Here is a 25,543-nt window from a genome sequence, read left to right on the forward strand (position 1 = left end):
CGTTATGTCCAATGATTCTCCCGAGGATAGCCTAAATCTCAGGCATGATGCCTAAAATAAGGGCGAAGGCAATTGGGCTTTTCCCTCGGGGCGTCGGGCATTATACGTCAGCGGAATTCATGACCGCGAGAGGATACCAACATGGCCAATGTGGTGGTCGTCGGCGCCCAATGGGGCGACGAAGGCAAGGGCAAGATCGTCGACTGGCTGTCCGAGCGCGCCGATGTGATCGCGCGCTTCCAGGGCGGTCACAATGCCGGCCACACGCTGGTTGTCGGGGGCGAGGTCTACAAGCTGTCGCTGCTTCCCTCGGGGATCGTCCGGTCGGGCAAGATGAACGTCATCGGCAACGGCGTCGTGCTGGATCCCTGGGCATTGTTCCGCGAGATCGAGAAGCTGGAAAGCCAGGGCGTCAAGATCGGCCCGGAAAACCTGATGATCGCGGAAAACACCCCGCTGATCCTGCCGCTGCATCAGGACCTTGACCAGCTTCGCGAAGAAGCCGCGGGCGCTTCCAAGATCGGCACCACCGGTCGCGGCATCGGCCCCGCCTATGAAGACAAGGTCGGCCGCCGCACCATCCGCGTCGCCGATCTGGGCGACGAGGACACGCTGGATTCCCGCCTGGATCGCCTGCTCGCCCATCACGATGCGCTGCGCCAGGGTCTTGGTGCGACGCCGATCGACCGCGCCGAGTTGCGCGCCAAGCTGCTTGAGATCGCGCCGAAGCTGCTGCAATACGCACAGCCGGTGTGGAAGGCGATGAACGACTATCGCAAGGCCGGCAAGCGCATCCTGTTCGAAGGCGCGCAGGGCAGCCTGCTGGACATCGATTTCGGCACCTATCCCTATGTCACCAGCTCGACCACCATGTCGGGTATGGCGGCGTCGGGCACCGGCCTTGGCCCCAGCGCCATCGGTTTCGTGCTGGGCATCGTCAAGGCCTATACGACTCGCGTCGGCTCGGGTCCCTTCCCGACCGAGCTTGAGGATGCGGATGGCCAGCGCCTGGGCGAACGCGGCCACGAATTCGGGACCGTCACCGGTCGCCGCCGCCGTTGCGGCTGGTTCGACGCAGTTCTGGTGCGTCAGACCTGCGCGATCTCGGGCGTGGATGGCATCGCGCTGACCAAGCTGGACGTGATGGACGGGTTCGAGACCATCAAGATCTGCGTGGGCTACGAAATCGACGGCAAGCAATACGATTACCTGCCGACCGCAGCCGCGCTGCAGGACCGCGTCAAGCCGATCTATGAAGAGCTTGAAGGCTGGACTGAATCGACCCAGGGCGCGCGCAGCTGGGCGGACCTGCCCGCGAACGCGATCAAGTACGTCCGCCGGATCGAGGAGCTGATCCAATGCCCGGTGGCGCTGCTGTCGACCTCACCCGAGCGCGACGACACCATCCTTGTCACCGATCCGTTCTCGGACTGACATGGATCTCAGGGCGCGCAAACGCTGGTCACTGGTGGTCCTGCTGATCGGCCTGCCACTTTACATCGTGGTGGCCGTGACGGTGGTGAACTGGATGGACCGCGCCCTGGGCCGCCAGCCGATCGTGCTGGAGCTTGCGGTCTATATCGGGCTCGGGATCCTGTGGATCCTGCCCTTTCGCCGGATCTTCTCCGGCATCGGCAAGGGCGAATGACCGTCCTTGCCAGCACCCGCCCGGTCACTCTGATCGGGGGGGCGCCTTTTCCGCGCACCGATCTGGAAGCGGCGCTGGCGCTGGCACCGGGCGTGGTGGCGGCGGATGGTGGGGCAGATCAGGCGCTGGCGCTGGGCGTGATGCCCCAGGCGGTCATCGGAGATTTCGATTCCCTGTCTGACGAGGCCCGCGCTGCGATCCCCGCAGATCGCCTGCATCATGTCACCGAGCAGCTTGGCACCGATTTCGAGAAATGCCTGTCGCGGATCGATGCGCCGCTGGTGTTGGCCGTCGGCTTTTCGGGTGCGCGGCAGGACCATTTCCTGGCCGCCCTGAACGCGCTTGCCCGCCGCGTCGGCCCTCGGTGCATCCTGATCGCGGGCGATGATGTCATCACGCTGGCGCCCGAAACGCTTGCGCTGGACCTTGCGCCCGGAACGCGGGTGTCGCTGGTTCCCATGGGGGACGCCTCGGGGCGCTCGACCGGGCTGAAATGGCCGATCGACGGGATCGCCTTCGCGCCCGATGGCCGCGTCGGCACCTCGAACCAGGCGACCGGACGGGTCGAATTGCGCGACATGTCGGGGCCGATGCTGCTGATCCTTCCACGGGCGCAGCTGACGCTGCTGGCCGCCGCGCTCTGACGGCCGCCCGGTTTTCACCGTTTCTTAAATACCCGACGACGACCTTGCCGTATCAGCGGCGTCGGCTGCGGGGATCCATCGCGTCCCGCAGCCCGTCCCCAATATAATTCACCGACAGAACCGTCACTGAGATTGCCATCCCCGGCAGGATCACCCGCCACGGATATTGCTGCATCTGGTCGACCGCGTCGTAAAGCAGCCGCCCCCAGGTCGGGAAATCAGGGGGGAAGCCCAACCCCAGAAAGGACAGCGCGCTTTCCGTGATGATGGCGGTGGCTATGCCCAGCGTTGCCGCGACCATGATCGGCGACAGCACGTTCGGCAGCACATGGCGCAGGATCATCCGGATGGGCGGCGTCCCGATCGAGTGCGCGGCCAGGATGAAATCGCGTTCCTTCAGCGCCAGAACCTCGCCCCGGACAATGCGCGCGGTCTGCATCCAGGACGTCGCCCCGATGGCCAGGACGATCAGCAGGAAGGTTCCGCCTGCCGGTCCCAGCGTCCGCGCCAGCGGTTCGCGGAACAGCGTCACCATCAGCAGCAGCAGCGGCAGCAGGGGCAGGGCCAGAAACAGTTCGGTCAGCCGCATCAGCGGCGCGTCGAGCGCCCGGACATAGCCCGACAGGATGCCGATCAGGCTGCCCAGCGTCAGCGCGATCAGCATCGCAGTCAGCCCGACCGCCAGTGAGATCCGCCCCCCCGCCATCAGCTGCGCCAGCATGTCGCGGCCCAGTTGATCGGTGCCAAGGGGATGGGGCCAGGAAAAGCCCTGATTGCGGGCGCGGATATCCAGATGCGTCGCCTCGATCCGCCACAGAAGCGGACCGGCCAGCACGAACATCAGGATCAGCGCGAACAGGACCAGCGCAATCATCGCCCCCCGATGGCGGCGGAACTGGCGCCAGACATCGCGCCACTGGCTGCTCGGCGGGGCGGCGGGCGTTGATGCCCCGTCCAGTGTCGCGGCCAATGGATCAGTCATAGCGGATCCTTGGGTCCAGAAGACCGTAAAGCAGGTCCGCGATCAGGGTGAAGGCGACGATCAGGATGGCGAAGATGAAGGTCAGCGTCATCACCATCGGGATATCGTTCGAATTGATCGCCAGGATCAGAAGCTGGCCAAGCCCGTTCACCTTGAAGACCTGCTCGGTGATGATCGCGCCCCCGAAGACTGCGGGCAGGCCAAGCGCGATCACCGTCACGACCGGGATCAACGAGTTTCGCAGGACGTGTTTCAGCACGACGACCCGCTCTTTGAGGCCCTTGGCGCGGGCGGTGCGGACATAGTCCTGGCGCAGGTTGTCCAGCATCGAGGCACGCATGAACCGGCTGATCTGCGCCGCGTTGAACAGCGCCAGCACCGTGACCGGCATTGCCATCTGCCGGACCTGCTGGACAAGGCTGGTCCAGTCGGTCACGCGTAGCGTCGTGTCATAGATCGTGGGCAGCCATTGCAGCTTGATGCCGAAGACGATGATCAGCACGACGCCCGTGAAGAAGGTCGGCAGCGAGAATCCGACCATCGATATGAATGTCCCGATCTGGTCGAACCAGCTGTATTGGCGATAGGCCGAAACGATCCCGATCGGAACCGCAATCAGGATCCCCAGCACATAGGACAGGCCCACCACGGTCAGGGTTTGCGGCAAACGCTGGGCGATGACGTCAAAGGCGGGGCTGCGGGTCTGAAAGCTGATGATCCGCTGCATTCCCCGGCTGAAACCGGTCCCAAATATCTGGTCGAAGGCGTGCAGCGGCTCGACCCAGAAGAACTGCTGCAGCCACAGGACGTATCGGACATACCAGGCCTGTCCCAGGCCAAGTGCTTCGCGCATCCGGTCCCTGATCTCGGGGGGGATGGTCATCGGGATATCGCCCAGCGGATCGCCGGGCGACGCCTCAAGCAGCAGGAAGATCACCAGCGAGATGAACAGCAGCGTCGGAACCGCCAGCAGAACCCGGCGCAGTGCATAGTTCAGCATCCTGCTTCCCCGGGATGGGGTAGGGCGGCCCGGCCGCCGGACCGGGACGCACGCAGGTTCACTTGACGCGGGTCCAGTCCGCGACGTTCCACAATTCGCTATCCCAGGTGTTCAGGATGACGCCCCCCAGCCGGTTCGAATGGGCCGAGACGCGGCCACGATCGACCAGCGGAACAATGGTCATGCTGTCCTTGGTGATCATGTCGTTCAACCGCTTGGCCAGGTCCGCGCGCTGGCCGATATCGGCGGTCTTGCCCAACTCCACGATCAGCCGGTCATATTCGGGATCGCAGTAGCGGTTTACGTTCTCACCCTGCCATTGCGATTCCGGGCCGGGGGCCTTTTCGCAGGTATAGCGGGCCAGATAGGGTTCGGGATCCGTCCCGTCGAAGTTGTTCGCATACATTTCGACATCGGCGTAGAAGCGCTGGAAGGTGTCGGGCGACCCCGCATCGCCGCCGAAGAATACCGAAGGGTCCACCGATTTCAGCTCGGTCGCGACCCCGATCTCTTGCCACCACTGCTTGATGAGTGCCTGAAAGTCCTGCCGGATCGGGTTGACCGAGCTTTGGAACAGCAGCTCCAACGGCTTGCCGTCCTTCTGGCGGATGCCATCGGCGCCGGGAGCCCACCCGGCCTCGTCCAGCAGCTTCTTCGCGCCCTCGATATCCTGTTCAAGGCAACCGGTATTGTCCGAGGCAAAGGTTTCAGGCGCGGGGACAAGGTTGCAGGTCGGCCGGCCGGCATCGCCAAAGCCGATCTCGGTCAGCAGGGTCCGGTCGATCGCCATACTGAGCGCCCGTCGCACGCGTTCATCCGACAGGATCGGGTGGGGATGCCTGGCTGTCGCGCGCTCGCCTTCGGGCAGGTCGGGCGATGGGTCGGTCAGGTTCATCTCGATCCGCTCGACCAGCGTGCCAAAGCCGGTGACGATCTTGCCCTTGCCCGCCGCTGCCATGCCTTTCAGCGCATCGGGCGGAACAAGGGTGTTCCAGGCGTAGTCGAACTCGCCCGTCTCCAGAACGGCGCGGGCGGCTGCCGCCGCGTCTCCACCGCCTTTCAGCACCGCCTTGGCGAAGGCGGGCTTCTGCGGGTCGCGATAGTTGGGATTGGCTTCAAGGGTCACGCTGTCATTGGTGCGGAATTCGACCACGCGGAAGGGGCCGGTGCCGATGGGGCCGAAATTCTCGGCGGTGCAGGCCGACGCGCCGCTGCCGACGCATTTTCCGAACTGTGCCTTTTGCAGCACCGGCGACTGCGCCCCGGTGAAGGCGGTGAACGGATTCGGGCGAGGTTCGCGGAAATGGATGACGACCGTCAGCGGGTCGGGTGTCTCGATGCTGTCGATGCCTTCATAGCGCGCCAGCTGGGCGCAGCCGCCCTCGGGGTTCATGCAGTAATCGGCGGTGAATTTCACATCTTCCGAGGTCAGGGGGGTTCCATCGGACCATTTCAGGCCCGGTTTCAGCTTCCAGGTCACGGATTTCAGGTCTTGCGAGATGCCGCCATTCTCGACGCTGGGGATCTCGGCGGCGAGGCGGGGGAAGACCACACCCTTTTCGTCGAAGCCCGCCAGCGGCTCGATCACCAGGGACGAGGCCTCAAGATCCTTGGTCCCCGAGGAAAGGTAGGGGTTCAGCGTCGAGGGGGCCTGCCAATAGATGATGTTCACCTGCCCGTCGCTGCCGCGTTCGGCAAAAGCCGCCGGGGCCAGGGCCACGCTTGCGGCCGCACCAAGCATCAGGGTCTTCAGTCGCATCGCTCTCTCCTGTTGAACTGTGGAGTGTTCACCCGTGCTGTCGGTCTGGCCGCCTAGTCTTTTGTTTTTTCGCGCCTTCCCTTTGTCCTTTGACCGCGCCTGCGGCCTTGCCCGTGGAACAGCGCCAAGTTTCAGGCCGCTGCGAGGGAAAAAGCAAGAATCAACTTGGAGCGGAAAGATGTTGCAATGCGCTTTGGCGGGCATAGCCTTCGCCCTGACCAGATCGCCGGGGAATGACCATGCCCGATGCCGGCCAAGGCTGCCCGCTTCTTTCAGTGCGGGGGCTGCGCGTGACCTTTCAGACCCATGACGGTCCGGTGACGGGGGTTGATGGGCTGGATTTCGATATCTCGGCAGGCGAATGCCTGTGCGTGGTGGGCGAATCGGGTTCGGGCAAGTCGGTCAGCGCGCTTTCCCTGATGCGGCTTGTCGAGTTCGGCGGCGGAGAGATCGCGGCCGGACGGATCCTGCTGCGGGATGGCGCGCGCGCGGTCGATCTGGCCCAGGCTGCGCCCGGGGTAATGCGGGCCATTCGTGGCAACCGGATCGCGATGGTCTTTCAGGAACCTATGACCGCGCTGAACCCGGTCCTGACCATCGGCGACCAAATATCCGAAGGGTTGATCGCCCATCGCGGGCTGACGCGCGAACAGGCCAGAACGCGCGCGCTTGAATTGCTGCGAGAGGTGCGCATTCCCGAACCTGTCGAGCGGCGGCTGCTGCAATATCCGCATGAATTGTCGGGCGGGATGCGGCAGCGGGTCGTCATTGCGATGGCGATGGCCTGCCGGCCCAAGCTGCTGATCTGCGACGAGCCGACCACCGCGCTTGATGTCACCATCCAGGCCGAGATCCTGGCGCTGATCGAGCGCCTGAAACGGGAAACCGGCATGGCCATCCTCTTCATCACCCATGACATGGCGGTGGTCGCGCGGATGGCCGACCGGGTGGTGGTCATGTTCCGGGGCCGCAAGCTCGAAGAGGGTCCGGTCGCGCGCATCTTTGACGATCCCCAGCAGGACCACACCCGCGCGCTGCTGGCCGCCGTGCCGCGGTTGGGAGAGATGACCGGCCGCGATGCGCCGGAACCGATGCGCCTGTCGGGCATGACCCCGGCGATTCCGGCGCCCTTGCGCGCCCCTGCGCGGTCCGAGCAAAGACCGCTCCTGCGGGTTGAGAATCTGTGCACGCGGTTCGCTGTCCGGGGCGGGTTTCTGCGGCGGACCGTGGCGCGGGTCCACGCGGTCGAAGATGTCTCGTTCTCGCTGGCCGAAGGCGAGACGCTGGCCCTGGTCGGGGAATCCGGCTGCGGCAAGTCCACCACCGGCCGCTCAATCCTGCGTCTTGTCGAACCGCAGGCCGGCAGCATTTATCTTGAGGGACAGGATATTCTGGCCTTGGCCCCCTCGGCGCTGCGCCGGGCACGGCGCGACATGCAGATGGTATTTCAGGATCCCTATGCCAGCCTTGATCCCCAGATGAAGCTGCTGGATCAGGTCGAAGAGCCGATGCTGAATTATGGCATCGGCGACCGGGCCGAGCGCCGGGACCGCATCGCCCGGCTTTTCGACCGGGTCGAATTGCCGCGCGCCTATATGAACCGCTATCCGCATGAGCTGTCGGGCGGCCAGCGCCAGCGGATCGCCATCGCCCGCGCGCTGGCGCTGGCCCCGCGCCTTCTGGTCGCGGACGAGGCGGTTTCGGCGCTGGATGTCTCGGTGCAGGCGCAAGTTATGAATCTGCTGATGGAGTTGCAGCGCGAAGCCGGGATCTCGATGCTGTTCATCAGTCATGACATGGCCGTTGTCGAACGTATCAGCCATCGCGTCGGCGTCATGTATCTGGGCCGCATCGTCGAGATCGGTTCGCGGCGTCAGCTGTTCGAAAACCCGCAGCACAGCTATACCCGCCAGCTTCTGGCCGCCGTGCCGGTCGCAGATCCGCGCAGCCGGAGGAATGGGGGCGATCCCCGGTTCCGACCCGTTCCCTCTCCGATCCATCCGCCGGGGCACGATCCCGGCCCCTCGATCTATCGCGAGGTGCAGCCGGGGCACCGGGTGCTTGTGGGACCGATGACGCATGGTTAGGGCTTGGGCATGATGAAGATGGGTGGTCCGATCCCGATTTCCGCGCCGCCGCGCTTTCCTGCGAACCCGCCCGCGCAAGCGGAAGTGGTGGTCGTCGGCGGAGGCATTGCGGGCGTGATGACCGCGCTTTACCTGGCCGAGGCCGGTCGGCGGGTCGTGCTTTGCGAAAAGGGCCGCATTGCGGCCGAGCAAAGCTCGCGCAACTGGGGCTGGGTTCGCCAGCAGGGCCGCGATCCCGCCGAATTGCCGATCATGATCGAGGCGATGCGGCTGTGGCAGGATCTTGACCAACGTCTGGGCGATGCCGTCGGGCTGCGCCAGACCGGGACGACCTATCTGGCAGCCTCGCCGAAGGATCTTGAGAATTTCGCCTCGTGGTTGCCCCATGCCCGGCACCACGGGCTGGATACCCGGCTGATCGCGCGGGCCGAGCTTGACGCGATCCTGCCCAATGCCGCGGGTTGGATCGGCGCGCTGCACACGGCCAGCGATGCGCGGGCCGAACCCTGGACCGCCGTGCCGGCAATCGCGGCATTGGCCGCCGACAGGGGCGTGACGATCTGCGAAGGCTGCGCTGTGCGGGGGATCGAAACGACTGCGGGGCGGGTGTCCGCCGCCGTGACGGAAAAGGGCCGGGTCGAGGCACCGCAGGTGCTGTTGGCCGCGGGTGCCTGGTCATCGCTTTTTGCGGGCAATGCCGGGATGCGTTTTCCACAGCTTTCGGTCCGAGCCACAGTCGCTGCGACGTCCGAAATGCCCGAGTTTCATTCCGGCAACGCTGCGGATCCGGGTTTTGCCTTTCGCCGCCGGCTGGACGGTGGCTTCACGCTTGCGCCGGGGATCGGCCATGACTTCTGGATCGGGCCATCCGCCTTTCGCAACCTTGCGCAGTTCCTGCCCCAGGTCCGGCGGGACTTGCGGCATACCCGGCTTTCCCCTGCCTCGCCCCGCGACTATCCCGATGCTTGGGGCACGCCGCGGCGCTGGCGGCTTGACCGCTCCTCGCCCTTCGAGCGGATGCGGGTTCTGGATCCCCAGCCCAACATGCGTCGGGTCGAGGCGCTGGCGCAGGCTTTTGCCGCGGCATTCCCGGTGTTGGGCAAACCAGCGATAGAGCGGGTCTGGGCCGGAATGATTGATGTCACTCCGGATCAGGTTCCGATTCTGGATGAAAGCCCGGTCTCGGGCTTTTACGTCGCGACGGGGCTGTCCGGCCACGGCTTCGGCATTGGGCCGGGTGTCGGTCGGGTGATGGCCGATCTGATGCTGGGCCGGACACCCGGACATGATCTTTCCCGGTTCCGGTTTGCCCGCTTTTCCGACGGTTCGCGGATCGAGCTGGGCCCTTCGATCTGAGTCAGCTTGCGGCGGCATTTCAAAACGGCCAAGCTTTGCCCCGAAGGAGATGTCACATGCCTGTCAAGAACCGCTTCGCCGAACTTCTGCCCGAGATCACCGCCTGGAGGCGGGACTTCCACGAGCATCCCGAATTGCAATACGAGGTGCACCGGACTGCGGGCAAGGTGGCGGAACTGCTACGCAGTTTCGGCCTTGATGATGTGGTCGAGGGCGTGGGCCGCACCGGGGTCGTGGGTGTCATCAAGGGCCGCAGCGATACCCAGGGGCGGGTGATCGGGCTGCGCGCCGATATGGACGCCTTGCCGATCAAGGAGATCACGGGCGCCGAATACGCCTCGAAGACGCCGGGCGTCATGCATGCCTGCGGTCATGACGGCCATACTGCCATGCTGCTTGGGGCCGCCCGCTATCTGGCCGAGACGCGGAATTTCGACGGCACCGCGATCATGATCTTTCAACCCGCGGAAGAGGGCGGCGGCGGCGGGCTGGCCATGATCGAGGACGGGCTGGCGGAGCGCTGGGGCATCCAGGAGTTCTATGGCATGCACAACATGCCGGGTTACCCGACAGGCAGCTTCGCCATTCGCGAGGGCGCGATGATGGCGGCGGCCGACCAGTTCGACATCGTGGTGACGGGCAAGGGTGGGCATGCCGCGAAACCGCATGAGGCGGTCGACACCACACTGGTCGCGGCGCAGATCGTGGTGGCGCTGCAATCCATCGTCTCGCGCAATATCGACCCGCTGAAAAGCGGCGTCGTCTCGGTCTGCGTGGTCCAGACGGATTCGCCTGCGCATAACGTGATCCCGCAGGTCGTGGTGATGAAGGGAACGGCGCGCAGCCTTGACCCGAAAGTCCGCGACCAGCTTGAGGAAGGCATCCAGCGTGTCACGAGCAATGTCGCGGCCGCCTTCGGTGCAACGGCCGAGGTCGATTACCAGCGCGGCTATCCCGTCACCATGAATCACCCCGATGCCACGGTTCATGCCGCCAAGGTCGCGCGCGAGGTCGCCGGTGATGTCGACATGGACATGATGCCGCTGATGGCGGGCGAGGATTTCAGCTATATGCTGAACACCCGTCCCGGCGCCTATATCTTTGTCGGGAATGGCGATACCGCCATGGTCCACCATCCCGCCTATGATTTCGACGACAATGCGATCCCCGCCGGGTCAAGCTGGTATGCCGGCATGGTCGAGGCGCGGATGCCTGTCCCGGCCTGACCTTGCTGCCGGGGGCTTTGCGCCCCCGGACCCCCGCAGGGTATTTCGGAAACGATGAAGGGGGCCGCGAGGCCCCCTGTTTCGTTGTTCCGGACATGATCCGCTTCAGAAGTGGATCGTCCGGCCATAGGCCGACAGCACGGATTCGTGCATCATCTCGCTGAGGGTCGGGTGCGGGAAGACCGTTTCCATCAGTTCGGCCTCGGTCGTTTCCAGTGTGCGGCCGATGACATAGCCCTGGATCAGTTCGGTGACTTCGGCCCCGACCATATGCGCGCCCAGCAGCTCGCCGGTCTTTGCGTCGAAGACGGTCTTGACCAGACCTTCGGGTTCGCCAAGGGCGATGGCCTTGCCGTTGCCGACGAAGGGGAAGCGGCCGACCTTGACGTCATAGCCAGCGGCCTTGGCCTTTTCCTCGGTCAGGCCGACAGAAGCGACCTGCGGGTTGCAATAGGTGCAGCCCGGGATCGAGTTCGGCTTGATCGGGTGGGGATGCTGGCCCGCGATCAGTTCCGCGACCATGACGCCTTCGTGGCTGGCCTTGTGGGCAAGCCATGGCGCGCCTGCGACGTCGCCGATGGCGAAAAGCCCTTCGACGCCGGTGCGGCAATATTCGTCGGTCACGACATGGGTGCGGTCGATCTTGGCGCCCAGTTTCTCGAGGCCGAGATTTTCGACGTTGCCGACGATGCCGACGGCCGAGATGACGGTGTCGAATTCATGCGTCTCGGTCTTGCTGCCGATCTCGATATGGGCGGTGACTTTGCCCTTGGCGCGGTCGAGCTTCTTGACCGTCGCCTTTTCCATGATCTTCATGCCCTGCTTGACGAACTGCTTTTTCGCAAGGGCAGAGATTTCGGCGTCCTCGACCGGCAGCACGCGGTCCATCACTTCGACGACGGTCGTGTCGGCCCCCAGCGTGTTGAAGAAGCTCGCGAATTCAATGCCGATCGCGCCCGAGCCGATGACGAGCAGCTTGCCGGGCATCCGCGGCGGGTTCAGCGCGTGCTTGTAGTTCCAGACCAGATCGCCATCGGGTTCCAGCCCCGGCAGTTCACGCGCACGGGCGCCGGTCGCCAGCACGATGGACTTGCCGGTCACCTCTTCGGTGCCCTTATCGGTCTTGACGCTGATCTTGCCGGGGGCGGTCAGCGTGGCTTCGCCCATGATGACCGTGATCTTGTTCTTCTTCAGCAGGTGGCCCACGCCGCCTGAAAGCTGCTTGGCGACTCCGCGCGACCGCTGGACGACCGCGGGCAGGTCATAGCCGATCTTGTCTGCGGACAGGCCAAATTCCTTGGCGCGGTGCATCAGATGGAAGACCTCGGCCGAGCGCAGCAGCGCCTTGGTCGGGATGCAGCCCCAGTTCAGGCAGATGCCGCCAAGGTGCTCACGTTCGATCACCGCGACTTTCAGACCGAGCTGGGCACCGCGGATGGCGCTGACATAACCGCCGGGACCCGAGCCGATCACCACCATGTCGAAGGATTGCGCCATGGAATTCTCCCTCTGAAAATTTAGTTGAGCGTTAAACCATTTATTCGAGGGCATCAAGCAACAGCTTGCCCGACACCAGCGCGCCATAGCCGCCCGCGTGCATCACGCGATTTTCCGCCTCGGTCGGGGGGCGGCCCAGGGCGGCGTTCCGCCAGGGAAAGCGGCCGAAACGGGCAATGGTGTCGCGGTGCAGTTCGGCGTGGCGCAGATTTTCGCCCGGCATGAACTCGGCGAAAAGCTCGACCGCGCGGTTCTGGTCGGACAGGTTCTCGCTGTGCTCGAAGGGAAGATAGAAGAACTGTCGCGCCGGGGGTTCGATCCGCAGGTCGTGACCGGCGCTGACAGCGGCATCCGCGATTTCGCGGGCCAGGTCGTCGGTGGCGAAGGCGCGCGGATCTTCGCGGAACATGTTGCGGGGGAACTGGTCGGTCAGGATCAGCGCGGCAAGCGCGCCTTGGGGCGATTGCGCCCATTGCCGGGCAAGTTCATCCGCCTGGGCCCAGGTGGCCATGAAGCGGTCGCGGATCGACTGGTCCAATGCATCGTCACGGGCGTACCAGCCCTTTTCTCCGACCTCGTCCAGCCAGAAGCGGTTAATCTCGTCGGGGGTCGCAATTGCGTCGGTCGTCATCGATGCCCTCCTTGGCTGGACGGGATCGATGGTCGCAGAGCGGCGCAGGGGTCGCAAGCCCGCGAATTATTCGGCGGCGCGGGAAACATCGTCCGAGCCGGCATTCTCCAGCGCCGCTTCGATCGCCAGCGGTGTGGTCAATGGCGCGATGACCGCGAAGTTCTGGTCCTGAACCGGTGTCGGGCGGCGCGTGCGGCGCCATCCGGCATAAAGCGTCAGCGCGCCGAGCAGGAAACCGATATAGACCCAGAAGCCCTCGGGTCCCAGTTCCGACATCAGCCAGCCGGTGATCAGCGGCCCGGTCATTGCGCCGATGCCGTTGATGAACAGAAGCCCGGCCGAGGCGGCGGCCATGTCGCTCGCATCAAGGAAATCGTTCGTATAGGCCAGAAGCAGCGAATAGACGGGGTTTGCCACGCCCCCGATCAGGGCCGCGGTCAGCAGCAGGCCCCAGATGCCGGGCTGGACGTAAAGCGTCACGAAGCTGACGATCAGACCCAGCAGTGCCAGCACCATGACGATCATGCGGCGGTCATGGTGGTCCGAGAACCAGCCGACCGGGTATTGCAGCACCAGTCCGCCGATATAGATCGCGGCAACGAAGGCCGAGATCTCGGACACGCTGAGACCCTTCAGCGACCCCCAGACCGAGGCCATGCCGAAGATTGCCGAGAACACGCCCCCCATCAGGAATATACCGATGCAGCCCAGCGGCGAGACTTTGAACAGGCGGGTAAAGGACATCCGCTTGATCGTCGAGAATTGGGGCGCGGGCTGGCGCGACAGCAGGATCGGCAGGAACGACAGGCTGACCAGCACCGACGGGATGACGAACAGCAGATAACCGCCCGGATCGCTGGTGTTCATCAGCACCTGCGCGACGATGATCCCCAGCATCTGCACGATCATGTAGGCCGAAAGCGCCTGCCCCCGGTTCTGGTTGCTGGCGCTGGCGTTAAGCCAGCTTTCGGCGGTGATGTAGACGCCCGAGAAGCAGAAGCCGATGAGCAGCCTGAGCAGCGCCCAGACGATCCAGTCGGGGTAGACGGCATAAAGGATCAGCACGTTCGAGATCATCGAGCCGAGCGCCGCGAAGACGCGGACATGGCCGACCTTCTGGATCATGCCGGGCACCGTGCGCGAGCCCAGCAGGAAGCCGCCGAAATAGCACGCCATCACCACCGACATCTCGGTGGTCGAGATGCCCTCGATCGCGCCGCGAATCCCCAGCAACGTGCCTTGCATCCCGTTGCCGACCATAAGCAGCAGGATGCCGAGCAGGAGTGGCCAGGTCGTGCGCAGCACCGAGAGCATGTTCGGAATCCTTTACGGAATCAGAAGTGAAGCGTCGCCGTAACTGAAGAAGCGATAGCCCGAATCCACCGCGTGGCGATAGATGTTGCGGATCCGGTCCTGTCCCATCAGCGCGCTGACCAACATCAGCAGCGTCGATTTCGGCAGGTGGAAGTTGGTCATCAGCGCGTCGGTCGCGCGGAAACGATAACCGGGATAGATGAAGATTTCCGTGACACCGCGATAGGGATGGACGACCCGATCCTCGGTCGCGGCGGATTCGATCAGGCGCAGGGCGGTGGTGCCGACGGGAATGACCCGCCCGCCCGCGGCGCGGGTGGCATTGATGGCTTCGGCGGCCTCGGGCGTCACCTCGCCCCATTCGCCGTGCATCTTGTGGGTGGTCACGTCCTCGACCTTGACCGGCAGGAAGGTGCCGGCGCCGACATGCAGCGTCACATGGACAAACCGGACGCCGCGGTCCGCCAGCGCCTTCAGCAGGGGCGGGTCGAAATGCAGGCTGGCGGTGGGGGCGGCGACCGCACCGGTGCGGCTGGCCCAGACGGTCTGGTAATCGTCGCGGTCGGCCTCGTCCGGGGCGCGCAGCGCCGCGATATAGGGGGGCAGGGGCATCGCGCCCACCTTGTCCAGCGCCGCGTCAAATTCCTCGCCCGTCGCGTCGAAGCGCAGGACCAACCCGGCCTCGGCAATCTCGGACACCTCGGCGGAGAGCGTTTCGCCAAAGCGGATCGTCTCGCCCTGCTTCAGCTTGCGCAGGGGCTTTGCCAGTGCCTTCCAGCCGCCATCGGCGGTGGGTTCCAGCAGGGTGACCTCGATGCGGGCGACGGCTTCGCCCTGCGGGGTCTGGCGGCTGCGCGTCCCGGTCAGCCGGGCCGGGATGACGCGGGTGTCGTTCAGCACCAGAAGATCTCCCGGACCTAGCAGGTCCGGCAGGTCGCGCACATGCAGATCGCGCGTCGAGTCGCCCTGCGCCAGCAGCAGGCGCGCTGAACTGCGCGGCCGCGCGGGACGCGTTGCGATCAGGCCCTCGGGCAGATGGAAATCGAAATCGTCAAGCTTCATGTCCGGCTTGTCGCCTTGCCCCCTGTCAGCGTCAAGGCGGCGGGTAATCACAAAGTGAAAAACTCGGACTTTACTTGGCCGACGGAATCAGTAAGTTTTGGGCGCGTCCGAAAGGTACCATGATGATCATCTGCCACTGCACCCAGATTTCCGACCATGACATCCGCGCCGCGGTGGACTGGATGCGTGCGGCAGACCCGGAAACCATCATTACCCCCGGAAAAATCTATCATGCCCTTGGCAAGCGCCCCGACTGCGGAAGCTGCATGCCCTTGTTTCTAGACACGATGCGCCATTGCGATAATCTGGCTGTACCCCCGATCCTGAGGGGGCTGAGAGCCACGCGCAAAGGAGCAATCCATGAAGGGCGACGCCAAGGTCATCGAGTATCTCAACGCGGCGCTGCGGTCTGAACTGACCGCCGTCAGCCAGTACTGGCTGCATTACCGGCTGCAGGAAGATTGGGGTTACGGCCGCATCGCCGACAAGTCCCGCGCCGAATCGATCGAGGAGATGAATCACGCGGATCGGCTGATCCAGCGCATCATCTTTCTTGAGGGGCATCCGAATCTGCAGAAACTGGACCCCCTGCGCATCGGGCAGAATCTCAAGGAAACGCTGGAATCCGATCTTGCCGCCGAATACGACGCGCGCACGCTGTATGTCGAGGCGCGCGACCACTGCGAGTCGGTCAAGGATTATGTCAGCAAGGACCTGTTCGAGGCGCTGATCGCCGATGAGGAAGGCCATATCGACTTCCTTGAAACCCAACTCGATCTCTACGAGTCGATCGGGGCGCAGAACTATGGTCAGCTGAACGCCAAGCCGGCCAGCGAAGCCGAGTGATCCCGAAAGGGGGGGGCACAGGCCCCCCGTTTCACCGGCCGAGCCAGTCCTCGGCCAGGTCCGGCAGGTCGTCGAAATGCGCCAGCATGGCCTCTGGCGCCAGTCGGGCCAAACCTTCGCCCTCGGGGCCAAAGGCCACCAGCGCGACCTTGACCCCGGCTGCGGCTGCGGTCTTGCGGTCGGTCTCGGTATCTCCCACCAGGAAGGATCGCGTGACTTCTCCACCCGCGGACCGGACTGCCGCGGCATAGGGGCGGGGGTCGGGTTTCCTGACGGGCAGCGTGTCCGCCCCGATCAGCGCGGCAAAGCGGTCGCGGATGCCCAGCTCGCGCAGAAGGATCTCGGCCAGGCCTTCGGGTTTGTTGGTGCAGACCGCCAGGGTGTGCCCGGCCGCGGTCAGCCGGTCCAGCGCGTCCTCGGTCCCCGGATACAGCCGGGTGTGGACCGCGATCCTCTGGCCGTAATGATCCAGCAACCGCGCATAATCATCGTCCTCGGCCCCCGGGGGCAGCAAGGTGTCGGCGCCGATCCGCGCATAGCCGGCGCGCAGCATCGCGCGCCCGCCGTGAAACGCGATCAGGGCATCGCCGACCGGATCCAGCAACGGGCCAAGTCCACGTCCCTCGAAACAGGCATTCGCCGCCGCGATCAGGTCGCCCGACGTATCTGCCAGGGTCCCGTCCAGATCGAACACCACCGTTCCCGCCATACTGTAACCTTCCGTCAAGATGTTTGATCTGCCGGGGCCTTTCCCCGATGTCGCCCCCTAGGTAGAACGCCTGCATCGGATAAGAAACAGGCAAGAGGCAGTCATGTCAGACAACCCCATCGCGCTTATCGTCCTGGCAGCAGGCCAGGGCAGCCGCATGCAGTCGGACCTGCCCAAGGTTGTGCACCGCCTGGGCGGCGTGCCATTGGTCGGACATGCGCTGGCCGCTGGCCGCGCAGTCGAGCCCGAACGTGTCGTGGTCGTCGCCGGTCACGGCGCCGAGATGGTCAGGAAGGCCGTCGGCAAGCTCGACCCCGAAGCCGCGATCGCGCTTCAGGAGGAACAGCTTGGCACCGGCCATGCCGTGCTGCAGGCGCTGCCGCTGCTCGACGGGTTCGAAGGGCGCGTGATCGTCCTTTACGGCGATACGCCCTTTATCGGTGAGGACACGCTTCTGGCCCTGTCGAGCCACCCCGCCGATGTCGTCGTCCTGGGGTTCGAGGCCGCGGATCCCGGCCGCTATGGCCGCCTGGTCGTCGGCCCCGAGGGGTTGGAGCGGATCGTGGAATACAAGGACGCGGATGCCGCGACGCGCGCGATCCGTCTGGTCAATTCGGGTGTCCTCGCCGCCGATGCCAGCCTGCTGCGTGCGCTTCTGCCTCAGCTTGGCAACGACAATGCGGCTGGTGAATATTACCTGACCGACATTCCCGCCCTTGCCCGCGCCGAAGGTCGCCGGGTCGAGGTCGTGACCTGTGACGAGGCCGAGACGCTGGGCATCAACACGCGCGAGGAACTGGCCGCCGCGGAAGCGGCCTTCCAGTCCCGCGCACGTGCCCGTGCGCTTGAGGATGGCGTGACGCTGAGCGATCCGGCGACCGTCTGGTTTGCGCTGGACACCGTCATCGGCCGCGACGCGGTCATCGGGCAGAACGTGGTGTTCGGTCCCGGTGTCACCGTTGAAAGCGGGGCCGAGATCCTGCCCTTCTGCCATCTGGAAGGCTGCCATGTCAGCTCTGGCGCGACCGTCGGTCCCTTCGCCCGCCTGCGCCCCGGCGCGGAACTGGGTGGGGACGTGCATGTCGGCAATTTCGTCGAGATCAAGAACTCGGTGCTGGACGAAGGCGTCAAGGTCGGCCACCTGACCTATCTGGGCGACGCCCAGATCGGGGCGGGCACGAATATCGGCGCAGGCACCGTGACCTGCAACTATGACGGGGTCGGCAAGCACAAGACCCTGATCGGGGCCAATGCCTTCATCGGTTCGGACACGATGCTGGTCGCGCCGGTCCGCGTCGGCGACCGGGCCATGACCGGATCGGGGTCGGTCATTACCGAGGATGTGCCCGACGACGCGCTGGCCCTTGGCCGCGCAAGGCAGGTGACGAAACCGGGGCTAGCCACACGCCTGATGCAGGCGCTGCGTCAGAAGAAAGGTCAGTAACATGTGCGGGATCATTGGCATTCTTGGGGGTCACGAGGTTTCTCCGCAGCTGGTCGAGGCGTTGAAGCGTCTTGAATACCGGGGCTATGACAGTGCGGGCGTGGCGACGGTGGACGGGTCGGGTCGGCTTGACCGGCGCCGGGCGGTGGGCAAGCTGGTGAACCTGTCGGATCGTCTGGTGCATGAGCCTTTGCCGGGTCATGCCGGGATCGGGCATACCCGCTGGGCCACGCATGGCGCGGCGACCGAGGCGAATGCCCATCCCCATCGCCACGGTCCTGTGGCGATCGTCCATAACGGGATCATCGAGAATTTCCGCGACCTTCGGGACGAGGTCGTGGCGCTTGGCCTGACCCCGGAATCCGAAACCGACACGGAAATCGTGGCGCTGCTGACGGCCTGGCACATGTCCCAGGGCAAGTCCCCGGTCGAGGCCGCGCGGGCGACGCTGGCGCGGCTGCGGGGCGCCTTCGCGCTGGCCTTCCTGTTCGAGGGCGAGGGCGACCTGATGATCGCCGCGCGCAAGGGCAGCCCGCTGGCGGTGGGCCATGGCAAGGGCGAGATGTTCATCGGCTCGGACGCGGTGGCGCTGGCGCCCTTCACCGACCGCATCACCTATCTGGAAGATGGCGACCACGCGGTCATCACCCGCGAAGGCGCCGAAATCTTCAATGCCGCGGGGGCGCCCGCCAATCGTGAACTCCAGCAGATCGATGTCGGCGCGACCCAGATCGACAAGGGCGGCTATCGCCATTTCATGGCCAAGGAGATCGCCGAGCAGCCGGTGGTGCTGGGCGATGCGCTCAGCCATTACATCAAGGAGGACCGGATCGTCCTGCCCGAGGCGATCGATTTCCGCGATGTCGACCGGCTGACGCTGGTGGGTTGCGGCACCGCCTTCTATGCGGCCTCGGTGGCGCGCTACTGGTTCGAAAGCCTGGCCGGGCTGCCCTGCGATCTGGATGTGGCGTCCGAGTTCCGCTATCGCGAGCCGCCGCTGTCGCCGAAAAGCTGGGCCATGTTCATCAGCCAGTCGGGCGAGACCGCCGACACGCTGGCGGCGCTGCATTACGCCCGCGACAAGGTCGCCCGGACGGTGGGGGTGGTGAATGTGGGGACCTCGGCCATCGCGCGGGACGCCGACATCGCGCTGCCGACGCTGGCGGGGATCGAGGTCGGCGTGGCCTCGTCCAAGGCCTTCACCTGCCAGCTTGCGGTGCTGGCGGTTCTGGCGCTGAAGGCGGCGCATGACCGCGGCCGGCTGGACGATGCCGGGCTGCGCGCCCATCTGGCGGACCTGCGCACCCTGCCGGGGCTGCTGAACCGGACGCTGGCGACCAGCGAGGAATGCCGCGCCCTGGCGGGCTGGCTGTCCGAGGCGCAGGACGTGCTTTATCTTGGCCGCGGCCCGCTTTACCCGGTGGCGCTGGAGGGGGCGCTGAAGCTGAAGGAGCTGAGCTATATCCACGCCGAGGGATATGCCTCGGGCGAGCTGAAGCACGGCCCGATCGCGCTGATCGACCGCAACGTGCCTGTGGTGGTGGTCGCGCCGCGCGACGCGCTGTTCGAGAAGACGGTCTCGAACATGCAGGAGGTGATGGCCCGCCACGGCCAGGTGCTGCTGATCTCGGATGCCGAGGGCATCGAGAAAGGCGGCCACGGCGTCCATGCCAGCCTGGCCATGCCCAGCGGCGGCGGCGCCTTCCAGGCCATCCTTTACGCCGTGCCCATGCAATACCTCGCCTATCACACCGCCGTCGCAAAGGGCACCGACGTCGACCAGCCGCGAAACCTCGCTAAATCCGTTACCGTCGAGTAGCGGCTGGCCGGCTTTTCAGGGTCAGTCGGTTTCGCCCACCGCTTTCCAGATCAGGGCGCCGATCGCGGCGCCCACGATCGGCGCGACCCAGAACAGCCACAGCTGCGACAGGGCCGTGCCACCCGCGAACAGCGCCTGGCTGGTCGAGCGTGCCGGGTTGACCGAGGTGTTGGTGACCGGGATCGAGATCAGGTGAATCAGCGTCAGGGCAAGGCCGATTGCCAGCGGGCCGAACCCGACCGGCGCGCGGCCATGGGTGACGCCCAGGATGACGATCAGGAAGAAGGCCGTCAGCACGATCTCGATCACAAGGCCCGACAGCATCGAATAGCCGTCGGGAGAGGCCGCGCCGTAGCCGTTTGCGGCAAAGCTGCCAAGATCGGCGCCGGTCTTGCCCGAGGCGATCACGTAAAGGACGGCCGCCGCCAGGATCGCGCCCACAAGCTGCGCGACGATATAGGGGACGACCCGAGAGCCGGGAAATCGCCCGGCGACGGTAAGACCAATGGTGACGGCCGGGTTGAAATGCCCGCCCGAGATCCCGCCCACGGCATAGGCCATGGTCACGACCGTCAGGCCGAAGGCCAGGGCAACCCCGGCAAAGCCGATTCCAAGATTGGGGACGCCCGCGGCAAGGATCGCGCTGCCGCAGCCCCCGAAGACCAGCCAGAAGGTGCCGAGAGCTTCCGCGCCCAATTGCTTCTGCATAATTCCACTCCACATGACGATGCGCCGGTCATCCTTGGTGGCCGACGCGGCGATGGTGTCACCGAGTCACATGGGCGTGAAACAAAACTTCATCGGCAATCATCCGCTTGCGCCGGACTGTTGCAGCCCGGCTGCATGTCAGGAGAGAGCCTTAAATCCATGTTCCGCACAGAAAATCGCCGCCCGGATCGGCAGAATCACGGGCGGCGCACAGTCGGGCAGGCTCGCATCCGGCAGGATGCGGATGGGGTGTTTACAGGTGGATCCGCTGGAACGCCGCGCGGTCGATCCCCAGCTTTCCAAGGTCGCGCGCGGACGGGATCTTGTGCATCTCGACGGCCGACGCGGCATGGATCGCGGCACGGAACGTGCTGAAAGCCGAACGGAGGGATTGAAGGACGGTCATCTTTGCCACCTGTCTGGTCTCGTGAAATCTCGATACCGTTCAGATGGGCTTGCCGCCCTGTTTCTGCAACGCAGCGAAAGGGCAAGTCCGCCATGCTTTCCCCGCATGGCACGGAATGTGTACGCGCCCCGCGGGGGGCGGGGCGCGTCGGATATTTAATCCTCGTCCCCGCCCAACTGGGCCAGGACCTGGCCCTTGCCACGGGCGCGCAGGATCAGCGGGACGATCAGCGCCAGCGCGGCGATCCCCAGAAGCGTCGCGGCGATGGGCGATTGCACCAGCACCGTCCAGTCGCCCTGGCTGATCGACAGCGCGCGGCGCAGCTGCTGTTCTGCCATCGGACCAAGGATCAGGCCGACGACGATCGGCGCGATGGGGTATCCGAACAGACGCATCACATAGCCCAGCACGCCAAAGCCCAGCAGCATCCCCAGCTCGAATGTCGAGGGGTTGGCGCCAATGGTGCCCAGCGTCGCGAACAGCAGGATGCCCGCGTAAAGCCAGGGTTTCGGAACGGTCAGCAGCTTCACCCACAGCCCGATCAGGGGCAGGTTCAGCACCAGAAGCATGGCGTTCGCGATCAGAAGCGAGGCGATCAACCCCCAGACCAGAGTCGGGTTGGTGGCGAACAGAAGCGGTCCCGGTTGCAGGCCGAACTGCTGGAACCCCGCCAGCATGATTGCCGCCGTGGCCGAGGTCGGCAGGCCCAGCGTCAGCAGTGGCACCAGAGTCCCCGCAGCCGAGGCGTTGTTCGCGGCCTCGGGCCCGGCGACGCCTTCGATCGCGCCATTGCCGAATTCCTCGGGGTGCTTGGTCAGCTTCTTCTCGGTCGCATAGCTGAGAAAGGTGCCGATCTCGGCCCCGCCAGCGGGCATTGCGCCGATCGGGAAACCAAGCGCGGTTCCGCGCAGCCACGGTTTCCACGACCGCGCCCAGTCATTGCGGCTCATCCAGACGGAACCCTTGACGGCGGTGACTTCATCCTCGTGCTGGTTCATCTGGCCGGCGATGAAGAGCGCCTCGCCGATGGCGAACATGGCGACGGCCATGGTCGTGACCTCGATCCCGTCCAGAAGCTCGGGCACGCCAAAGGACAGGCGTGCCTGTCCGGTCAGCTGGTCGATGCCGACACAGGCCAGCGCCAGCCCCAGGAACAGCGAGGTAAGGCCCCGCAGCGCGGAATCGCCGAATGCGGCCGAAACGGTGACGAAGGCCAGTACCATCAGCGCGAAATATTCGCGCGGGCCAAAGACCAGCGCCACCTTGACGATGCTGGGTGCCAGAAAGGCCAGCAGCAACGTGGCGATCAGGCCCGCGACGAACGAGCCGATGGCGGCTGTCGCCAGTGCCGGCCCGCCACGGCCCTTGCGGGCCATCTTGTTGCCTTCCAGCGCGGTGATGATCGAGGCGCTTTCGCCCGGCGTGTTCAACAGGATCGAGGTGGTCGAACCACCATACATCCCACCGTAATAGATGCCCGCGAACATGATCAGCGAACCCGCCGGGTCCAGCCGATAGGTGACGGGCAGCAGCAGCGCCACGGTCAGCGCCGGGCCAATGCCGGGCAGGACGCCGACGGCGGTGCCCAGAGTCACGCCGATCAGCGCGTAAAGCAGCATCATCGGCTCGGCTGCGGTGACCAGGCCCTGCATCAGGAAATCGAACGCGCCCATGCGTCAGCCCCCCGGGAAAAACAGATGTTCAAGCGGCCCTGCAGGCAGGTGCAGCATCAGAAGCTGGGCAAAGACCACCCAGACGGCAAAGGAGAAGACGATGCCCACCGGGATTGTCATCGCCAGATTGCGCTTGCCGAAGGCCCGCGCGGTGAAGGCGAACAGGACGCCCGTCGCGATCGAGAAGCCCGCGGCGTGCAGCAGCAGAAGTTGCGCGGCCAGACCGGCCACGATCCACAGGACCGGCGGGATGTTCTGCGCGGGGCGGTCGGGAAAATCGCCCTTCACCGCTGCAATCACGGTCCAGAAGGCCAGGCCCAGCAGGCCGAAGGCGACGACGCGCGGTACGCTGGCCGGACCCACACCGGAATAGCCGCCAAGATCGGCAAGGCGCGCGCTGTCCCACAGCATCACGCCCGCAACGATGGCGAGGCCAGCGGCGATGGCAAGCGCCGCCGTATCACGGCGGCGCGGCATTTTCGGGTCGCTTGCGCTCATTTCACCAGACCGATGTCCTTGAGGACGGTCTGCGTCGAGGAGACGTCCTTCTCAAGCTGGGTGTCGAATTCGGGACCGGCCAGATAGGTGTCCGACCAGCCCTTGTCGGCCAGTTGTTTCTGCCAGTTTTCGGATTTCACCATCTTCTCGATGTCGGCAGTCACCTTGGCCTTCTGTTCGTCCGACAGGCCCGGAGCGGCGGCGACCATGCGCCAGTTCTGCAGTTCGACGTCCAGCCCGGCCTCCTTCAGGGTCGGGGCGTCGGCGCCCTCGACACGCTCGGGGGACGAGACGGCCAGCAGGCGCAGGGTGCCCGCCTTGATCTGCGCATCGAATTCGCCCAGCGAGGAAATGCCTGCCGTCACCTGGTTGCCAAGGATCGCGGCCAGCGCCTCGCCACCGCCGGAATAGGCGATGTAGTTGATCTTGGTCGGATCGACGCCCGCAGCCTTGGCGATCAGGCCCACGGCAATGTGGTCGGTGCCACCGGCCGAGCCACCTGCCCAGCTGACAGCACCCGGATCGGCTTTCAGCGCCTCGACCAGACCGGCAATGTCCTTGATGGGCGAGGCAGCGGGGACCACGATCGCCTCATACTCGCCGGTCAGGCGCGCGATCGGGGTCACGTCCTTCAGCGAGACGGGCGAATTGTTGGTCAGGATGGCGCCCACCATGACATAGCCGCCGACGATCAGTGCGTCCGGGTTGCCCTTGTTCTGGCTGGCGAATTGCGCAAGGCCGATGGTGCCGCCCGCGCCGGGGACGTTCTGGACCTGCACCGATTTCGAGATGCCTTCCTCTTGCAGGACGGTTTGCATGGTGCGCGCGGTCTGGTCCCAGCCACCGCCGGGGTTGGCAGGCGCGATGATGGTATAGTCGGCCAGGGCGGGCATGGCGACGGCGCCGGCAAACAGGCTGGCGAGAACGAAGTGCTTCATGACATTCCTCCGCAAGGCGCCGCGACGGTCGATGCCGGAGCGGTCGCATAAGTCTTGTTCTGATCAGAAACCCGCGCTTCTCCCAAAGCGCCGGGCATCCTCCCGGATCGGCACAGGGACCGATCCGGCGACAGTTCCACCACAGGAACCTGTCACGAACCTGACATGGCGCGAAAAAATCAGAAGCGGGGGGTCAGCGCCCCGAAATGGCCTCGGTCCAGCGGGCCAGCAGCTTGGCCCGCGTTGCCTGATCCAGATAGGCCAGAAGCCCCGGACTGACCGGCACCGGCTTCAGCCGCAACCCGGCCAGGTCCTGCATCCCGCCCGCAGGACTTTGCTGCCCCGCAACCTCAAGGCTGACGGCGGACAGGCGCAGTGTCCGTGACAGCAGGGTCTGCCCCTCGGGGGACATCAGAAAGGACAGAAGCTCGGCCCCCAGTTCGGGGTGGCGCGCCGCCGCGGGAACCAGCGCTACGCGCGAGACGACGACGGTGAAATCGCGCGGCAAGATCAGCCCGACATCGGGATGCCGCCGCGCCCAATCCGCCGCATAAGAACCCAGAAGGTTGTATCCGATCGCCAGCCTGCCGTCCGAGATCCGCTCAAGCAGGGCGCTGCTGGTCGGGAATTGCTGGACGCCCGCGCGTCCCATCGCCTGCACCACCGACCAGATGCCGGGGTAAAGTTCCTGGTCGCGCGCCATGAACAGATAACCCACGCCAGAGCGGGCGATGTCATAGGTACCGATCCGCCCCCGCGCCTGATCTGGATGCCCCGCGATCCAGCGCACCAGATCCGCGCGGGTGGCGGGCGGTTCCTGTCCGGCAAAGCTGGGCTTGTGATAGGCAAAGACCGCGGGTTCGAATGTCAGGGCATAGGCCGTGTCCCGCCAGTTCGCCCAATCCGGCCAGTCCGGCGTGTCGGGCGTTACGACCGCGCGGGCAAAGCCGTCATTCGCCAGCTTGATCTGCAGGTCCATCGCCGATGAAAAGGCGAAATCCGCCGTGCCGGTGCCCTGGCGCGTCTCGCGCACGATGCGTTCATGCAACTCGCCGGTCAGCAGGTTGTCATAGCGCACCGCCAGATCCGGATGCCGGGCCTGAAACGCCTGCAGCAGGGGCGCGGCCAGGTCGTTGTCGAGCGAGGAATAGACGACGATTTCCCGCGCCGAGGTGCCGGAAGGGGCGGGAAACAGGACCGTCTGCGCCCCCGAGGTTGCGACAGAAAGCGCAAGGAAGGCAGCGATTGCTGGCAATAGGGCGGGCAGGCGCATGATCGGCCAAGATTGCCCCAGCC

The 25,543-nt window shown here is 65.3% G+C and carries 24 protein-coding genes; 10 read left to right on the forward strand and 14 right to left on the reverse strand.

Annotated elements, in window-relative coordinates:
* The first annotated feature begins 141 nt into the window (after positions 1–141).
* Genes ACO2Q4_RS02635 through ACO2Q4_RS02645 form a run of 3 tightly spaced genes read left to right on the forward strand, consistent with a single transcriptional unit; the run spans position 142 to position 2,292 of the window.
* On the forward strand, positions 142–1,434 hold the full coding sequence (locus ACO2Q4_RS02635; protein ID WP_311760537.1) for an adenylosuccinate synthase: 1,293 nt from the start codon (positions 142–144) through the stop codon (positions 1,432–1,434).
* A 1-nt stretch (position 1,435) separates the two neighbouring features.
* Positions 1,436–1,648, forward strand: a complete 213-nt coding sequence (locus ACO2Q4_RS02640; protein WP_311760536.1) for a DUF2842 domain-containing protein — start codon at positions 1,436–1,438, stop codon at positions 1,646–1,648.
* Complete coding sequence (locus ACO2Q4_RS02645; RefSeq protein ID WP_423317109.1) at positions 1,645–2,292, forward strand: thiamine diphosphokinase; 648 nt, start codon at positions 1,645–1,647, stop codon at positions 2,290–2,292. The genes ACO2Q4_RS02640 and ACO2Q4_RS02645 overlap by 4 nt, the downstream gene beginning before the upstream one ends.
* 52 nt (positions 2,293–2,344) lie before the next feature.
* Here ACO2Q4_RS02645 and ACO2Q4_RS02650 read toward each other — a convergent pair whose 3' ends face one another.
* Genes ACO2Q4_RS02650 through ACO2Q4_RS02660 form a run of 3 tightly spaced genes read right to left on the reverse strand, consistent with a single transcriptional unit; the run spans position 2,345 to position 6,033 of the window.
* Positions 2,345–3,274: an ABC transporter permease gene (locus ACO2Q4_RS02650; protein ID WP_423317111.1), complete on the reverse strand. Its 930-nt coding sequence runs from the start codon at positions 3,272–3,274 to the stop codon at positions 2,345–2,347.
* Positions 3,267–4,274 carry an ABC transporter permease gene (locus ACO2Q4_RS02655; protein WP_423317113.1) on the reverse strand — a complete coding sequence of 336 codons (1,008 nt, stop codon included), beginning with the start codon at positions 4,272–4,274 and terminating at the stop codon, positions 3,267–3,269. The genes ACO2Q4_RS02650 and ACO2Q4_RS02655 overlap by 8 nt, the downstream gene beginning before the upstream one ends.
* A gap of 58 nt (positions 4,275–4,332) precedes the next feature.
* Positions 4,333–6,033, reverse strand: a complete 1,701-nt coding sequence (locus ACO2Q4_RS02660; RefSeq protein WP_423317115.1) for a peptide ABC transporter substrate-binding protein — start codon at positions 6,031–6,033, stop codon at positions 4,333–4,335.
* A 239-nt stretch (positions 6,034–6,272) separates the two neighbouring features.
* On the opposite strand from ACO2Q4_RS02660, the gene ACO2Q4_RS02665 reads away from it, so the two are divergent.
* Genes ACO2Q4_RS02665 through ACO2Q4_RS02675 form a run of 3 tightly spaced genes read left to right on the forward strand, consistent with a single transcriptional unit; the run spans position 6,273 to position 10,702 of the window.
* Entirely contained in the window at positions 6,273–8,120 is a 1,848-nt protein-coding gene (locus ACO2Q4_RS02665) for an ABC transporter ATP-binding protein (protein ID WP_423317118.1), read from the forward strand.
* Positions 8,121–8,138: 18 nt separating this feature from the next.
* Positions 8,139–9,476, forward strand: a complete 1,338-nt coding sequence (locus ACO2Q4_RS02670) for an NAD(P)/FAD-dependent oxidoreductase (protein ID WP_423317308.1) — start codon at positions 8,139–8,141, stop codon at positions 9,474–9,476.
* 56 nt (positions 9,477–9,532) lie between these two features.
* Positions 9,533–10,702, forward strand: a complete 1,170-nt coding sequence (locus tag ACO2Q4_RS02675) for a M20 aminoacylase family protein (protein ID WP_423317120.1) — start codon at positions 9,533–9,535, stop codon at positions 10,700–10,702.
* A 105-nt stretch (positions 10,703–10,807) separates the two neighbouring features.
* Here ACO2Q4_RS02675 and lpdA read toward each other — a convergent pair whose 3' ends face one another.
* The 4 genes from lpdA to queA form a co-directional block, all read right to left on the reverse strand.
* Positions 10,808–12,199, reverse strand: a complete 1,392-nt coding sequence (gene lpdA, locus ACO2Q4_RS02680; protein ID WP_423317122.1) for a dihydrolipoyl dehydrogenase — start codon at positions 12,197–12,199, stop codon at positions 10,808–10,810.
* A gap of 40 nt (positions 12,200–12,239) precedes the next feature.
* Positions 12,240–12,830: a DUF924 family protein gene (locus tag ACO2Q4_RS02685; protein ID WP_423317124.1), complete on the reverse strand. Its 591-nt coding sequence runs from the start codon at positions 12,828–12,830 to the stop codon at positions 12,240–12,242.
* Between the two features lie 66 nt (positions 12,831–12,896).
* Positions 12,897–14,144 carry an MFS transporter gene (locus ACO2Q4_RS02690; protein WP_311760527.1) on the reverse strand — a complete coding sequence of 416 codons (1,248 nt, stop codon included), beginning with the start codon at positions 14,142–14,144 and terminating at the stop codon, positions 12,897–12,899.
* A gap of 12 nt (positions 14,145–14,156) precedes the next feature.
* Positions 14,157–15,206, reverse strand: a complete 1,050-nt coding sequence (queA, locus tag ACO2Q4_RS02695) for a tRNA preQ1(34) S-adenosylmethionine ribosyltransferase-isomerase QueA (protein ID WP_423317126.1) — start codon at positions 15,204–15,206, stop codon at positions 14,157–14,159.
* Between the two features lie 122 nt (positions 15,207–15,328).
* On the opposite strand from queA, the gene ACO2Q4_RS02700 reads away from it, so the two are divergent.
* Both ACO2Q4_RS02700 and bfr read left to right on the forward strand, forming a co-directional pair.
* Complete coding sequence (locus tag ACO2Q4_RS02700; RefSeq protein ID WP_311760525.1) at positions 15,329–15,619, forward strand: (2Fe-2S)-binding protein; 291 nt, start codon at positions 15,329–15,331, stop codon at positions 15,617–15,619.
* The gene (bfr, locus tag ACO2Q4_RS02705) at positions 15,567–16,052 is read left to right on the forward strand and encodes a bacterioferritin (protein WP_311760524.1); all 486 of its coding nucleotides are present in this window, start codon (positions 15,567–15,569) and stop codon (positions 16,050–16,052) included. Before ACO2Q4_RS02700 ends, bfr begins: the two co-directional genes overlap by 53 nt.
* A 31-nt stretch (positions 16,053–16,083) precedes the next feature.
* On the opposite strand, the gene ACO2Q4_RS02710 is transcribed toward bfr, so the two are convergent.
* Positions 16,084–16,761 (reverse strand): HAD-IA family hydrolase, encoded by a 678-nt coding sequence (locus tag ACO2Q4_RS02710; RefSeq protein WP_423317129.1) that lies wholly within the window; start codon positions 16,759–16,761, stop codon positions 16,084–16,086.
* 103 nt (positions 16,762–16,864) lie between these two features.
* Here ACO2Q4_RS02710 and glmU point away from each other — a divergent pair, with 103 nt between their 5' ends.
* Entirely contained in the window at positions 16,865–18,205 is a 1,341-nt protein-coding gene (glmU, locus tag ACO2Q4_RS02715; RefSeq protein WP_423317131.1) for a bifunctional UDP-N-acetylglucosamine diphosphorylase/glucosamine-1-phosphate N-acetyltransferase GlmU, read from the forward strand.
* Position 18,206: 1 nt separating this feature from the next.
* Positions 18,207–20,024 carry a glutamine--fructose-6-phosphate transaminase (isomerizing) gene (gene glmS / locus ACO2Q4_RS02720; RefSeq protein WP_423317133.1) on the forward strand — a complete coding sequence of 606 codons (1,818 nt, stop codon included), beginning with the start codon at positions 18,207–18,209 and terminating at the stop codon, positions 20,022–20,024.
* 21 nt (positions 20,025–20,045) lie between these two features.
* On the opposite strand, the gene aqpZ is transcribed toward glmS, so the two are convergent.
* The 6 genes from aqpZ to ACO2Q4_RS02750 form a co-directional block, all read right to left on the reverse strand.
* Positions 20,046–20,732, reverse strand: a complete 687-nt coding sequence (gene aqpZ, locus ACO2Q4_RS02725) for an aquaporin Z (RefSeq protein ID WP_311760163.1) — start codon at positions 20,730–20,732, stop codon at positions 20,046–20,048.
* A 253-nt stretch (positions 20,733–20,985) separates the two neighbouring features.
* Positions 20,986–21,138, reverse strand: a complete 153-nt coding sequence (locus tag ACO2Q4_RS02730) for a hypothetical protein (protein WP_311760162.1) — start codon at positions 21,136–21,138, stop codon at positions 20,986–20,988.
* Positions 21,139–21,293: 155 nt separating this feature from the next.
* Positions 21,294–22,811 (reverse strand): tripartite tricarboxylate transporter permease, encoded by a 1,518-nt coding sequence (locus ACO2Q4_RS02735; protein ID WP_311760161.1) that lies wholly within the window; start codon positions 22,809–22,811, stop codon positions 21,294–21,296.
* A 3-nt stretch (positions 22,812–22,814) separates the two neighbouring features.
* On the reverse strand, positions 22,815–23,309 hold the full coding sequence (locus tag ACO2Q4_RS02740; protein ID WP_423317135.1) for a tripartite tricarboxylate transporter TctB family protein: 495 nt from the start codon (positions 23,307–23,309) through the stop codon (positions 22,815–22,817).
* A complete protein-coding gene (locus tag ACO2Q4_RS02745; RefSeq protein ID WP_395134992.1) occupies positions 23,306–24,247 on the reverse strand; it encodes a Bug family tripartite tricarboxylate transporter substrate binding protein in 942 nt (313 codons plus the stop codon). Before ACO2Q4_RS02745 ends, ACO2Q4_RS02740 begins: the two co-directional genes overlap by 4 nt.
* A gap of 193 nt (positions 24,248–24,440) precedes the next feature.
* Positions 24,441–25,520 (reverse strand): ABC transporter substrate-binding protein, encoded by a 1,080-nt coding sequence (locus tag ACO2Q4_RS02750; RefSeq protein WP_423317138.1) that lies wholly within the window; start codon positions 25,518–25,520, stop codon positions 24,441–24,443.
* Between the last annotated feature and the right edge of the window lie 23 nt (positions 25,521–25,543).

The organism is Paracoccus sp. KR1-242 (assembly GCF_049446195.1).
Taxonomy (GTDB): Bacteria; Pseudomonadota; Alphaproteobacteria; order Rhodobacterales; family Rhodobacteraceae; genus Paracoccus; species Paracoccus broussonetiae.